Annotated in this window: 13 protein-coding genes; 10 read left to right on the top strand and 3 right to left on the bottom strand. The window is 70.9% G+C overall.

Annotated features, from left to right (window positions below; genetic code table 11):
- The first annotated feature begins 8 nt into the window (after positions 1–8).
- The 3 genes from QZ607_RS05900 to QZ607_RS05890 all read left to right on the top strand — a co-directional run bounded on the left by QZ607_RS05900 (position 9) and on the right by QZ607_RS05890 (position 2895).
- Entirely contained in the window at positions 9–1688 is a 1680-nt protein-coding gene (locus tag QZ607_RS05900) for a gamma-glutamyltransferase family protein (RefSeq protein ID WP_295880735.1), read from the top strand.
- A 15-nt stretch (positions 1689–1703) separates the two neighbouring features.
- Positions 1704–2411: an N-formylglutamate amidohydrolase gene (locus QZ607_RS05895; RefSeq protein ID WP_295880732.1), complete on the top strand. Its 708-nt coding sequence runs from the start codon at positions 1704–1706 to the stop codon at positions 2409–2411.
- Positions 2412–2478: 67 nt separating this feature from the next.
- Entirely contained in the window at positions 2479–2895 is a 417-nt protein-coding gene (locus QZ607_RS05890; protein ID WP_295881007.1) for an antitoxin Xre-like helix-turn-helix domain-containing protein, read from the top strand.
- On the opposite strand, the gene QZ607_RS05885 is transcribed toward QZ607_RS05890, so the two are convergent.
- Both QZ607_RS05885 and QZ607_RS05880 read right to left on the bottom strand, forming a co-directional pair.
- Complete coding sequence (locus QZ607_RS05885) at positions 2870–3691, bottom strand: undecaprenyl-diphosphate phosphatase (protein ID WP_295880730.1); 822 nt, start codon at positions 3689–3691, stop codon at positions 2870–2872. The genes QZ607_RS05890 and QZ607_RS05885 overlap by 26 nt on opposite strands.
- An 86-nt stretch (positions 3692–3777) precedes the next feature.
- Positions 3778–6039, bottom strand: coding sequence for a response regulator (locus tag QZ607_RS05880; protein WP_295880727.1), 2262 nt, complete (start codon positions 6037–6039; stop codon positions 3778–3780).
- 294 nt (positions 6040–6333) lie between these two features.
- Between QZ607_RS05880 and QZ607_RS05875 the strand changes: the two genes are divergently transcribed.
- The 6 genes from QZ607_RS05875 to QZ607_RS05850 all read left to right on the top strand — a co-directional run bounded on the left by QZ607_RS05875 (position 6334) and on the right by QZ607_RS05850 (position 11918).
- The gene (locus tag QZ607_RS05875) at positions 6334–6543 is read left to right on the top strand and encodes a hypothetical protein (protein WP_295880724.1); all 210 of its coding nucleotides are present in this window, start codon (positions 6334–6336) and stop codon (positions 6541–6543) included.
- 92 nt (positions 6544–6635) lie between these two features.
- Positions 6636–8978, top strand: a complete 2343-nt coding sequence (locus tag QZ607_RS05870; RefSeq protein WP_295880722.1) for a Tex family protein — start codon at positions 6636–6638, stop codon at positions 8976–8978.
- Positions 8978–9388, top strand: a complete 411-nt coding sequence (locus tag QZ607_RS05865) for an SET domain-containing protein-lysine N-methyltransferase (protein WP_295880720.1) — start codon at positions 8978–8980, stop codon at positions 9386–9388. The genes QZ607_RS05870 and QZ607_RS05865 overlap by 1 nt, the downstream gene beginning before the upstream one ends.
- Positions 9389–9639: 251 nt before the next feature.
- A complete protein-coding gene (locus QZ607_RS05860; protein WP_295880718.1) occupies positions 9640–10083 on the top strand; it encodes a peptidylprolyl isomerase in 444 nt (147 codons plus the stop codon).
- A 77-nt stretch (positions 10084–10160) separates the two neighbouring features.
- The gene (locus QZ607_RS05855) at positions 10161–10973 is read left to right on the top strand and encodes a creatininase family protein (protein WP_295880717.1); all 813 of its coding nucleotides are present in this window, start codon (positions 10161–10163) and stop codon (positions 10971–10973) included.
- A 15-nt stretch (positions 10974–10988) separates the two neighbouring features.
- A complete protein-coding gene (locus QZ607_RS05850; RefSeq protein ID WP_295880714.1) occupies positions 10989–11918 on the top strand; it encodes a RibD family protein in 930 nt (309 codons plus the stop codon).
- A gap of 85 nt (positions 11919–12003) precedes the next feature.
- Here QZ607_RS05850 and QZ607_RS05845 read toward each other — a convergent pair whose 3' ends face one another.
- Positions 12004–12555 carry an EF-hand domain-containing protein gene (locus QZ607_RS05845; protein ID WP_295880711.1) on the bottom strand — a complete coding sequence of 184 codons (552 nt, stop codon included), beginning with the start codon at positions 12553–12555 and terminating at the stop codon, positions 12004–12006.
- 351 nt (positions 12556–12906) lie between these two features.
- Between QZ607_RS05845 and QZ607_RS05840 the strand changes: the two genes are divergently transcribed.
- Positions 12907–13586 (top strand): glutamate--tRNA ligase family protein (locus tag QZ607_RS05840; protein WP_295880709.1); only part of this gene is annotated, 680 nt, incomplete at its 3' end.

Raw genomic sequence — 13586 nt, 5'->3', positions numbered from 1 at the left:
GGGCGGACATGAGCGCTCGCACCAGGGCCGTGGAGCCGGAGGTTACACCGCCGGAAGGGCCGCCGCCGGACCCCGGCGACCACCGGGTGGTGCACCCGCAGCGGGTGAGCGTCTCCCGCCGCGGCATGGTCTCCACCCAGCATTACCACGCAAGCGAAGCCGGTGCGGCCATGCTCGCCGCCGGCGGCAATGCCGTGGACGCGGCGGTGGCGGCCGCCTTTGCGCTGTGCGTGGTGGAGCCCGCCGCCTGCGGCCTCGGCGGCCAGACCATGCTGCTGCTGCACCTGTCGGCGGAGGGCCGCAAGTTCTGCCTGGACGGGGCCACCCGGGCGCCGAACCGCACCCCGCCCGGCGAGCTGGCGCGCACGGCGCGCCTGCGCGGGCACCGCGCCACCACGGTGCCGAGCACGCCGGCGGTGCTGGCCTATGCGCTGAAGCACTACGGCACCAAGACCCTCCACGATGTGCTGGCTCCGGCCATTCGCCTGGCGGAGGAGGGGTATCGCATCTCGCCGCTCCAGCATCACCTGACGCGCCGGGAGCTCAAGCACCTCAAAAACCACTCCGCCGGCGCCTTCTTCCTGAAGGACGGCAGGACGCCCTATCCCATCGGTGCGCGCTTCCGCCAGCCGACGCTGGCCGCGACGCTGGGGCGCCTGGCCGAGCATGGCGTCGAGGATTTCTATCAGGGGGACATCGCCCGGGCCATCCATGCCGACATGGTGGCGAACGACGGTCTGCTGCGGGACGACGATCTGGCGCAGATCCCCTGGCCCACGGAGCGCCGCCCCCTGGCGACCCACTTCGCGCACAAGCGGGTGTTCACCTTCCCGCCCCCCGGCGCCGGGCGTACGCTGATCGAGGCGCTGAACCTGCTGGAGCAGTTTCCCGCGGCGGCGCGGGACCCGGACAACCCGCGCGGCGCACTGCTGCTGGCGCATGTCATTCGCCGGGCCAACCTGGACCGCGCTGACCGCCCGGAGGACCCGGCGCTGTTCGCCCAGGAGCTGGAGCTGGGCGAGGACATCACGCATCTGGATTACGCCAAGCGCGTGGCCCGGCGTATCAAGGCCCGGCTGCTGAAGGGGGAGGGCGGCAGCATCGCCCGGCGCCGGCGGGGCCACAGCGGCGAAACCACGCATCTGTCCGTCATGGACGCCGCCGGCAACGTCGTGGCGCTCACCCAGTCCATCGAGCGCGTCTACGGCTCCTTCACCGTGAGCCCGACGCTCGGCTTCATCTACAACAATTACATAAGCGCCTTCGAGTACCAGGACATCGCCCATCCCTACTATCTGAGGCCCAACGCCGTGCCCTGGGCGTCGGTGGCGCCCACCATCGTCTTCCGCGGCAGCAGGCCCTGGCTTGCCATCGGCTCGCCGGGCAGCGAGCGCATCGTCTCCGCCATCCTGCAGGTGCTCTTGCGCCTGGAGCGCGGCGCGACGCCGCTGGACGCCGTGGAAGCGCCGCGGCTGCATTGCAGCCTCCCCGGCAAGGTCGCCCTGGAGGCGGCGCGCATGCGCGACGACATCCCCCGGGAGCTGGCGCGGCATGGCTTCGAGGTCGATCCACGCGACCCCTACAGCTTCTACCTCGGCTGCGTGCAGCTGGTGCTGCGCGAGGGTGACGCCTGCATCGGCGTCGCCGACCCGCGCCGTGACGGCTCCGCCGCCGGCCCCGCCGACTGACGCTGAGTGCTCGGCGTGGACCGGCTGCCGCTCCTGATCTCCGTGCCCCATGCCGGGCTCCTGGTGCCCGACGAGGTCGCCCGCCTGAGCCTGCTCACGCCGGCACAGATCGCGCGTGACGGCGACGAGGGTGCCGCCGCCATCTACGCCGTGCTGCGCGACCGGGTGGCGCACTATGTCACCACCGACATCGCCCGCGCCTTCGTGGACCTGAACCGTGCCGAGGGCGACCTGCGCAAGGACGGCGTCGTGAAGACGCACACCTGTTGGGACCAGCCGGTCTACCGCGCGCCGCTGCCGCCCGCCACGGTGGAGACCCTGCTCCAGCGCTGGCACCGGCCCTATCACCACAAGCTCACCGAGCTTGCCGGCAGCGGCGTGCTGCTCGGGGTGGACTGCCACACCATGGCCGCCGCCGGCCCGCCGGTGGGCCCCGACTGCGGCCAGCCGCGCCCTGAGGTCTGCATCGGCGACGGCAACGGCGCCTGCCCGCCGGACTGGGCCGAGGGGCTCGTGGACTGCTTCCAGCGGCACTTCGGCGGCGAGGTGACCCTGAACCGGCCATTCAGCGGCGGTTATATCGTCCGTGCCCATGCCGCGGAGCTGCCCTGGGTCATGATCGAGCTGAGCCGCGCCCCCTTCGCCAGCGACGCCGAGAAGGGCCGGCGGGTGCTCGCGGCGCTGACCCAGTGGCTGGATGTGGCTCACGGCCATCGCCCTTGACGTTGCAAATACCACAAGCCTGACCTATACGTTGCGTAGGCAACGGTTAATCCCGGGCTTTCCCGAAATGCACGCCCCCGTACACGCCGCTCCCGTCGCGCCTCCCGACCTACGGGCAGTCTTGACCAAAGCATTGCTCAACGCCGGCAACGGACTCGGCCTGTCGCAGCAGCAACTGGCCGAGATCGTCGGGCGCGAGCGCACCGCGTTCAGCCGTGGTCTGGACCCCGACAGTAAGGCCGGGGAGCTGGCGCTGCTGCTGATTCGCTGTTACCGAAGTCTCTATGCCCTGGTGGGCGGCGATGCGGCGGCCATCCGGCACTGGATGCACACCCGAAACCGCGACACCGGCGGCATCCCCGCTGAGCAGGTGCGCTCGGTGCAGGGGCCGGTCATGGCTGTCGAATCCCCGCCGCCTGAGCCCAGGTGCATCGGACCCGGCGCCGTCGAACCAGCGCTCACATCAGCACCAGCCACAGAATGACCCCACCCAGCAGCAGCCGGTAGAGCACGAAGGGCAGCATGCTGACGCGCTCGATGAACGCCAGGAAGAAGTGGATGGTGAGATAAGCGACGATGAAGGACAGCAGGGCGCCCATGACCAGGGCCGTCCAGTCAATGGCGCCGGTGGCCTGAAGCAGATCCTTGGTGGCGACAGCACCCGCGAGCAGGATGGTCGGAATGGCCAGCAGAAAGGAGAAGCGGGAGGCGGCGTGCCGCGTGAGTCCGATGAAAAGCCCCGCCGTCATGGTGATGCCCGAGCGGGAGGTGCCGGGGATGATGGCGATGGCCTGGAACAGGCCGATGAACAGCGCCGCCACCCAGTTGATGGCGTACTCGTCCAGGCGGCGGCTGCCGCGCACATCGGCGTACCACAGGAGCAGCCCGAAGCCGATGGTGGTGCCGGCAATCACCAGCGCGATGAGCGTGTCGTCGCTGCGCAGCACCTCCAGCACCTGCTTCAGCGGCAGCCCCAGCACCAGCACGGGCAGGGTGGCGATGATCACCATCCAGCCGAGCCGGGCGTCCTTGCGCTGCTCGGGGCCGGCGCCCCCGCGTGCCCCGGCGAGCATGGCCGTCCCCATGGCCACGAGGTCGCGCCGGAAGTACAGCAGGACGGCGGCGAGGGTGCCCAGGTGCACGGCGACGTCGAAGGAGAGGTCCTGGAGCTCGTAGCCGAACAACAGGGGTGTCAGGATCAGATGCCCGGAGCTGGAGATGGGCAGGAATTCGGTGAGCCCCTGCACGAAGGCGAGCAGGGCAATCTGGATGCTGTCCATGGAGCGGCTTGGTTCCGATCAGGGTCGGGGTTGGTTGTCAAGGCGCGGGCGCGGTCGCGGTCGCCCACGGTGGGATGGTGGCGAGCTCACGCCACCGTGCTGCCTGCGGCACCCGCGCCCGTGGGCAGCGCACGCTGCGGCAGCCAGCGCCGCAGCGCCGCTTCCAGCGCGTCGCGCTGCACGGGCTTGGGGATGAAATCATCCATGCCGGCGGCGAGGCAGGCCTTGCGGTCGGCGGCGGTGGCCGATGCCGTCATGGCGACGATGGGCACCGCGGTGCGCCCCCTGTGGGCCTCCTGGCGGCGGATCTCGCGGGTGGCGTCCTGACCGCTCAGCACAGGCATCTGCATGTCCATGAACACGAGATCGAAGCCGTGCTCTCCTGCCAGGGCTTCCGTCGCGAGGCGGCCGTTGCCGGCCACCTCGGCGCGGATGCCGAAGCGCTGGAGCATCAGCACCACCACGCGCTGGTTGACCGGGTTGTCCTCGGCCACCAGCACCCGTGCCCGGAACTGCTCCCGGGGCGGGCCTGCGGCGACCTCGCCGGTTTCGCGGTCGCCCACGCCGAGCACCTTGAGTGCCGCCTCGTGCAGCAGGTTCTGGCGCACCGGCTTCAGCAGGCTGACGCCGATACCGGCGCGCCGGGCGTCCGCGCCGGGGAAGCCCAGCGAGCTCAGCATCAGCAGCCTGGTGCCGGCGACGGTCGCGTCACCCTTGATGCGCTGCGCCAGCTCCAGCCCGTCAATCTCGGGCATCTGCATGTCGAGGATGGCGAGCGCGAAGGGGCGCCCGGCGTCCCGGGCCTGCTGCAGCGCCCGCAGCGCCTCCAGACCGCCGGCGACGCTGTGGCTCTCGGCACCCCAGTTGCCCAGATAGTTCTCCAGAATCAGGCGGTTGGTGGCATTGTCGTCGACGATGAGCACGCGCACGCCGTGCAGGTCCGCAGCGGGCTGCTCGGCGGGCTCGGCGGCCCGGCCCAGGGTCACCGTGAACCAGAAGGTCGCGCCGTGCCCCGGGGTGCTCGCCATGCCGATGTCCCCACCCATCAGCTCCACCAGCCGCTTGGAAATGGCAAGCCCCAGGCCGGTGCCGCCGAAGCGGCGCGTGGTGGACGCATCACCCTGAGAGAAGGGCCGGAACAGCTGACGCTGCACCTCTTCGTCGATGCCGATGCCCGTGTCGCGTACGCTGATGCGAATGCGCGCCCCGGTGTCCGCCACCTCCATGGCGGTGAGATGCACCACGACCTCGCCGCGGTCGGTGAACTTGAGCGCGTTGTTGGTGAGGTTCATCAGCACCTGGCGCAGTCGGAAGGGGTCACCCACCACGCTGGTGGGCACGTCCTGCTCGATGAAGCTCACCACCTCCAGCTGCTTGTCACGGGCGTGGCCGGCGGCCAGCGCCGTGACCTCCTCCACCGTGGCGCGCAGGTCGAAGTCGATCTGCTGCAGCTCAAGCTTGCCGGCCTCGATCTTCGACAGGTCCAGAATGTCGTTGATGATGCCGAGCAGCACCTGGCTCGACTGCTCCGCGGTGTCGATGAACTCGCGCTGCTGGGCCGTCAGGGCGCCGTCGCGCAGCAGATCCAGCATGCCCAGGATGCCGTTCATGGGCGTGCGGATCTCATGGCTCATGATGGCCAGGAACTGGCTCTTGGCGCGGTCCGCGGCCATGGCCTGATCGCGGGCCTCGGCCAGCTCCTCCATGCGCCGGCGCGTCTCGGTGAGATCCCGGGCGATGGCGGTGAACACGGGCTCTGCGCCCACTGAGACTTCGCTCAGTGCCAGGTAGAGGGGGAACTCGCTGCCGTCGCGGCGCAGTCCGGTGAGCTCGCGGGCGGCGTTGATGGGCCGGCAGCCGGCCCCCTGGGGGCCGCGAATGCAGGCCTCGACTTCGTCGCGATGTGCGACGGCGAGCAGCATCGACAGCGGCTCGCCGCGCACGGCGCCGCTGTCGCGCTGGAACATGCGCTCGGCCGCTGCGTTCAGCGCCACCAGGCGGCCCCGGGCATCGATGTGGATGGCGCCGTCCACCATCTTGTCGACGATGGCCCGATTGCGCTCCCGACTCTCCGCCAGGGCCGACAGCTGGCCGCGCAGCCGCCACAGCGCCGTCAGGAAGACCAGCGCCAGGCTCGTCAGCGCCACCGTCTGCAGCGCGAGCAGCTGAGCGCCCATGCGGGCAAGCGCCGCCGCGTCCGTGCCGGTGAGCTCCGCCGCCGCCGATTCCGCCTGCAGCAGCCAGGCCCCGAGGCCCAGGGCGCCCAGTGTGACCAGCGCCGCCACGGCGCCGCTCGCGAGCAGCAGGCGGCGCCCGATCTTACACACGTCGGCGCGTTGGAGGTTCACAGCAGGCATGATCTGAAGGCGGGTCTCCGGCGCGTCCGGATCGGCTCAGGGCGGGGCTTGAAGGTCCAGGCGAATACCATCGGCCCGCAAGGATAACGCGAACGGCGCGGCCTGGCTGCGCCGGCGCCCGCACTCCCGGCCGCCGCCGGGGCAGCCGAGAGTCGTGCACGGCGGGATTGAGGAAATCCACGACAGCAGCCAACAAACCGCTGACATCGGCCTTGGGATGCCGCATACTTTGGTGTATCAGCAACGTCTGATCGACCAGCCGATGACACGGTGGGAGGCACAGCCTTGGCGGCACAGCAGAAACCTTTGCTGGAGGTACGCGTCGAGACCATCTGCGAGCGCGGATGCCGCAGGGTGTGGGATGCCATCGACACCCTGGAGCAGGGTGTCGATCTGCCCGAGACATCCGACCTCGACAACGCCGAGCGCGCCTGGGTGCTTGCAGAGCTGAAGGCCGTCATGGCCGTCTACGGCGAGCGTTGCCGCATCGACTAGACCGCCACGCCGCGCGCGCCTGCGGGCGTGGCGAGCCCGCCTGCCATTGCCTAGAATGGGGGTCCCGCACGATTCGGACCCGATTCAAAGGCATGCCATCCATCGTTCAAGTCATTTCTGAAGAGCTCTCCGTCCGCGCCGCGCAGGTGGAGGCGGCCGTGGGCCTGCTCGACGGCGGCGCCACCGTCCCCTTCATCGCCCGTTACCGCAAGGAGGCCACCGGCGGCCTGGACGACGCCCAGCTGCGCCTGCTGGAGCAGCGCCTCGGCTATCTGCGGGAGCTGGAAGACCGCCGGGCGACGGTGCTGAAGAGCCTGGAGGAGCAGGGCAAGCTGAGCGACACCCTGCGCGAGGCCGTGCAGGCCGCCGACAGCAAGCAGCGCCTGGAAGACCTCTACCTGCCGTATCGGCCCAAGCGGCGCACCAAGGCGCAGATGGCCCGGGAGGCGGGCCTCGGGCCGCTGGCGGACGCGCTGCTGGCCAGGCCGGAGCTTGCCCCCGAGGCGCAGGCGGCGGACTTCGTGCGTCCGGAGCAGGGTGTGGCCGACGCCGCGGCGGCCCTGGAGGGCGCCCGGCAGATCCTGATGGAGCGGGCTGCGGAGGACCCGGAGCTGGTGGGCGAGCTGCGCGAGACGCTGTGGCAGCGCGGCGTCCTCAAGTCCCGGGTCCTGCCGGGCCAGGAGGGCACGGGCGCCAAGTTCTCCGACTATTTCGACCACGCCGAGCCCATCCACAGGATTCCGTCCCACCGCGCGCTGGCGCTGTTCCGGGGTCGTAACCAGGGTGTGCTGAGCCTGGAGCTCGCCGCCGGCGACGCGCCCGATGCAGACGCGCCGCTGCGCGCCCGCGTGGCCGTGCAGCTGGGCATCGCCGACCGCGGCCGCCCGGGCGACGCCTGGCTGGTGGAGACCGCCCGCAAGGCCTGGCGCATCAAGCTCCTGACCCGGCTCGACCTGGACCTGAAAGGGCGCCTGCTGGAGGCGGCAGAGGCCGAGGCCATCCGCGTCTTCGCCACCAATCTGCGCGCACTGCTGATGGCCGCCCCCGCGGGCCGTGTGCCCACCATGGGTCTCGACCCTGGGCTTCGCACCGGCGTCAAGGTGGCCGTGGTGGACGGCACCGGCCGCGTGCTGGCCACCGACAGCGTCTTCCCGCATGCGCCCCGCAACCAGTGGGATGCGACCATCGCCACCCTCGCCAAGCTCTGCCGCGAGCACGGCGTCAGGCTGGTCAGCATCGGCAACGGCACCGCCTCGCGGGAGACGGACCGGCTGGTGCGCGATCTCGCCAAGCGCCACCCGGAGCTCGGCATTACCGGAGTCATGGTGAGCGAGGCGGGCGCCTCGGTCTATTCGGCCTCGGAGTACGCCTCCCACGAGCTGCCGCAGCTGGACGTCTCCCTGCGCGGGGCGGTGTCCATTGCCCGCCGGCTGCAGGACCCCCTGGCGGAGCTGGTGAAGATCGACCCCAAGTCCATCGGCGTCGGCCAATACCAGCACGACGTGAACCAGACCGGGCTGGCGCGCTCGCTGGACACGGTGGTGGAGGACTGCGTGAACGCAGTGGGCGTGGACCTGAATACGGCCTCCGCACCACTGCTTGCGCGGGTGTCGGGCATCTCGGCGACCCTGGCCGAGAATCTGGTGCAGCACCGCGACCAGCGGGGGCCGTTTCGCAACCGCGCCCAACTGCTCGACGTGCCGCGGCTCGGCGACAAGGCGTTTCAGCAGTGCGCGGGCTTCCTGCGCATCCGCGACGGCGACGAGCCCCTGGACGCCTCCGCCGTGCACCCCGAGGCCTATCCGGTGGTGCGACGCATCGTCGCGGGCACCGGCAAGCCTGTCACGGCGCTCATGGGCGACCGCAAAATCCTGCGCACGCTCTCCGCCGGGGAGTATGCCGATGCGGTGTTTGGCACACCCACGGTGCGCGACATCCTGGTGGAGCTGGAGAAGCCCGGCCGTGACCCGCGCCCCGCCTTCGCCACAGCAGCGCTGAAGGAGGGCATCGAGGCGCCGGAGGACCTCAGGCCCGGCATGGTGTTGGAGGGCACGGTGACCAATGTCACCAACTTCGGGGCCTTCGTGGACATCGGCGTGCATCAGGACGGCCTGGTGCACATCTCGAAGCTCGCGGACCGCTTCGTGAAGGACCCGCACCAGGTGGTGCAGTCGGGACAGGTGGTGAAGGTCAAGGTGCTGGCCGTGGACCTGGAGCGGCGGCGCATCGGGCTCAGCATGCGACTGGATGATGCGCCGGCGGAAACCGGGCCGGGACAGGCGCGCGGCAAGGCCGACCGGGCAGCCCCCGGCGGCGGGCAGCCGCGCCCGGCGGACGGCGGCAAGCGCCGGCAGGGTCGTGCCGGACGCAGCGAGCAGGACCAGGCGCCCCGGGGCGCGCTTGCGGCCGCCTTCGAGGCCGCACGCCGGGATTGATGCCCGAGCCCGGGGCAGGGGTGGAGGACGGCCCGGCAACCGGCGCCGGCGCAGCTGGCGGTGGCGCTGGCGGTGCAGGTCCGGGGCGCCTGCGCGAGCGCGTCCGCCGCGGTCCGTCGCCCATTCACGGCCAGGGCTGCTTCGCGCGCATCGCCTTCGCGCCCGGTGACTACATCGGCACTTACGCCGGTCCCGCCGCGCGCCGCAACGGCACCTACGTGCTCTGGGTCAGCACCGACGGCGAGCACTGGACGGGGCGCAGCGGGCGCAACCTGCTGCGCTGGCTGAACCACAGTGCCAGCCCCAATGCCGCCTTCGACGGCTTCGATCTCTACGCGGCGCGCCGCATCGCGCCCGGCGAGGAAATCACCTTCGACTACACCAACGGCGAGGGCGGCGCATTCAGCTGACGCCGCGGTTGAGCGCTGGGTCATAGTCACGGCGTTCGGAGGTACGGGCGCCCCGGCGCCCGCCCGCGGCGGCACAAGCCCAGATTCCGAGCGTTTGCACCCACGGGGTGCGCTGTTCTAAGGTGAGCACTCATGCAATGACCTCTCGGTCGGCCGCGTTCGTGCACGGGGTCGGCGCCCGCGGTCTGCCGGACTGCCCGGCGGGCCTCCGCAGCAGATCACCCCCGCAAGCAACCCCAGAGGATCAGCCAATGTCCGCAGACACCCAGAAGACCGCCGCCGTCGGTGACACCGTCAAGGTCCATTACACCGGCCGCCTGGTGGACGGCACCGAGTTCGACTCCTCGCGCGGCGCCGAGCCCCTGCAGCTGACGCTGGGCCAGGGCGAGACCATCGCCGGGTTCGAGAGCGCCCTCGTGGGCATGACGCCCGGCGAGCAGAAGTCCGTCACCATCCCCTGCGATTCCGCCTACGGCGCCCGCAACGAGGAAATGACCCAGACCGTGCCGCGCTCGGTGATCCCGGACGACATCGAGCTCGCCGTCGGCATGGTCCTCAACGCCCGCAGTCCCGAGGGCCAGACCGTGAGCTTCACGGTCGCGCAGTTCGACGACGAGAACGTCACCGTCGACGGCAACCATCCCCTCGCCGGACACGACCTGGTGTTCGATCTGGAGCTGGTGGCCGTCGCCTGAGTGCGTTGGTCGTCGGTCCTGGCCGTGCCTGACGGCGCCCGTCGGCGCAGTCGCCGGCGACATCGGGCCAGCGTGCCGTGAGCACGGTCGCATCGGGCTATTGGCAGGACCTCACGGCCGCAGACCTGGCGGCACTGGATGTCGATGCGACCGTCGCCCTGCTGCCGGTGGCGGCGGTGGAGCAGCACGGCCCGCATCTGCCGCTCGCCACGGACGCCGCCATCAGCGCCGGCCTCGTCTCCCGCACCCTGGAGCTGCTGCGGGCGCGGGGCGACACCGGCCCGCGGCTGCTCGTGCTGCCTGCGCTGGACATCGGCCACAGCCCAGAGCATGCGGCCGTCGCCGGCACGCTGAGCGCCGGCGCCGAGACGCTGCTGGCGCTGTGGACCGATGTGGCGGCCGGTGTGGCCGCTGCCGGCGTCCGCCGGCTCGTACTCCTGAACAGCCACGGCGGCCAGACCGCATTGATGGACCTGGCCGCCGTGCGCTGGCGCGCACACTTGCGTATGCAGGTGGTGCGGGCCTTCTGGCCGGCCTTCGGCATGCCGGCCGGGCTCTTCGACACAGACGAGTGGCGGTACGGCCTGCACGGCGGTGAGGTGGAGACCTCTTTGATGCTGCATCTGGCGCCGCAGCTGGTGCGCATGGATGCCGCCCGGGACTTCACACCCGCGCAGCCGGATGACGGCCGCGGCCGGCTCGGCTTCGAGGGGCCGGTGGGGCTCGGCTGGCTCTGTACGGACCTGCACCCCGCCGGCGTCTGCGGCAACGCGGCGCGGGCAGATGCGTCCCGCGGCGCGGCGCTGCTGTCGCACCTGGCGCAGGTGCTGCTCGGCATCGTCGACGCGCTCGCGGCGCTGGCGCCGCCCGCGCCTGCGGGCCGCGCCTGAGCCGGGCGATCGCGGATGCTGCCGCCCACTCCGTCAACCCCTTCGGCAGGCCTTCCCGCGGCGGCCGGTACGGCCGCCTGGACCGCGCTGCTGGCGGCGGCGGGCCGAGGTGGCGCGCCGTCCGGTGTCGCTGCGAGCTGGCTCGGGCGAGGAGCCTCCGGCGCCTGGACAATACAGCCGGACGCGCCGGCGCCGGTGCGGGACCTGCTGGACCTCTATCTGCCCCTCTGCGCCGGGGGTGAGGATGGCGGCTGGGTCGTGGGTCACCTGGGCCAGAGCCTGGACGGCTGTATCGCCACGCACCTGGGAGAGTCCTGTTTCGTCACCGGGCCCGACAACATCCTGCATCTGCACCGGATGCGCGCGCTCTGCGATGCGGTGGTGGTGGGCGCCGGCACCGTCGCCAGCGATGATCCGCGGCTGACGACACGGCTGGTGGCGGGGCCGAGCCCGGTACGCGTGGTGCTCGACCCCGGCGGCCGGCTCGGCGATGGTTACCGGCTGTTCCGCGACGATGCCGCACCGACGCTGCTGTGCACCGCGGCGGGCAAAGGGGGCGGGCGCCGCCACGATCGCGTGGAGCGCCTGGAGCTGCCGGCGGATGCCGACGGGCTGCGCCTGCATGCCCTGGTGGGCGCCCTCGCGGAGCGCGGGCTGCGGCGGCTCTTCGTGGAAGGGGGTGGGGTGACCGTGTCCCGCTGCCTCACAGCAGGCGTGCTCTCGCGGCTTCAGCTCGCGGTGGCGCCGCTCATCATCGGTCAGGGTCGGCCCGGGGTCAGCCTGCCGCGCACGGAGCGACTGGCGGACGCGCTGCGGCTGACACCGCGCATCTTCCGCATGGGCGTGGATGTGCTCTACGACCTGGACCTTGCCGCAGCGGCAGATGCCGGGGCCGACCTGGCTGCGTCGCCGGCGGCGCAGGGGACGCTGCTGCGGGTGCTTTGAAGGGCGAAGGTGCGGGTGTCGGCAGGCCCGCTCCTGGCCTGTCCAATCTACCGCGGCACAGCGTCCCTGCCGTGCCCGACGGGCGTCACTCGGTGGCGGGCGGCTGGCTTTGCTGCATCTGCTGCATCTGCTGCTGCATCTGCTGCATGCGCTCCTGCATCTTCGCACGCATCTCCTCGAAGTAGGCCGTCGCCTCGGCCTCGTCAGCGATGCCGTCGCCGTTCTTGTCCATGGCCGCGAAGGACTCCTTGGTGGGCTGCTCGAACTCCGTCGGGTCGACCTTGCCGTCTTCGTTCTGGTCGAGGTTCTTGACGAAGGTCTCGCCCGGGTCCGGCATGCCGCGCTCCTTCATGGCTTCCATCATCTCCGGCGGTACCTGCTCGGCGAAGGCGGCGCCTGCCTCCTCGGCGGTGATGAAGCCGTCGCCGTCGGCGTCGTTCTCCTTGAACTGCTCCTTCTGCGGCGCCGTGGCTTCCTCCAGCGAGATACCGCCGCTGCCGTCGGTGTCGAGCTTCTGCATGAAGGCCTTGGCGGCATCGCCGGCCTGGTTGCCGCCGGCCTGGTCCTGGGCCAGGGCGAGGTGGGCCGTGAAGCCGGCGCACAGCGCAAGCACGGCGAGGGGGATGGCTCTCTGCATGAATACGATCTCCTGGGGTGAATGAATGAGCGGTTGCGCCTGCCGGGCGAGCGACCACGCCTGCGGCCAGCGGCGCGCGCAGCAGCTCTGCGACCAACCGCCCGACAGGTTAGTGATCATGACCGTCGCTGGCAAATGCCGGCATAGCGTTTGCGGGATTTCTGTAGGGCAGCGCAGGCAAGCGTCTGGACACCCAGCCGCCAATCCGACCCGCCCGCAACGCGGCGCTTGCATCCGCACCCTTCTACGCGAGCCCGCAAGCAAGTATGCTGCGGCGTTCATCGCGGCGGTTGCGCGGTGCCGACGGCGGCATCCTGCGGCCCGCTGCGGCCCGCGGCACCGACCATGCAGATGAGTGATACACCACCCCGCACCAATTTTATCCGCCAGATCATCGACGCGGATCTCGCCGGCGGCAAACACCGCAGCGTATGCACCCGCTTTCCGCCCGAGCCGAACGGTTACCTGCACATCGGCCATGCCAAGTCCATCGTGCTGAACTTCGGCATCGCGGCCGACTACGGCGGCACCTGCAACCTGCGCTTCGACGACACCAATCCGCACAAGGAGAACCTGGAGTTCGTCGAGTCCATCAAGGCCGATGTGCGCTGGCTCGGCTACGACTGGGGCGAGCGCCTGTACTTCGCCTCGGACTATTTCGAGCAGCTCTACGGTTTTGCGGTGGAGCTGATCCAGCAGGGCCTGGCGTACGTCTGCGACCTGTCCGCGGAGGAGACCCGGGCGCGCCGCGGCACCCTCACCGAGCCGGGGCAGGACAGCCCCTACCGCAACCGCCCGGCGGCGGAGAGCCTGGATCTGTTCCAGCGCATGCGTGCCGGCGAGTTCCCGGACGGATCGCGCACGCTGCGGGCGAAGATCGACATGGCCTCGCCCAACATCAATCTGCGCGACCCGGTGCTCTACCGCATCCGCCATGGTGTGATCCACCACCAGACCGGCAGCGAGTGGTGCCTGTATCCGACCTACGACTACACGCATCCCATCTCGGATGCGCTGGAGGGCATCACCCA

Origin of the sequence: uncultured Thiohalocapsa sp. (genome assembly GCF_913063425.1) — a bacterium.
Lineage (GTDB): Bacteria > Pseudomonadota > Gammaproteobacteria > Chromatiales > Chromatiaceae > Thiohalocapsa.
The sequence above is the reverse complement of the archived record's forward strand: the minus strand, read 5'-3'. Positions and strand labels throughout refer to the sequence as shown.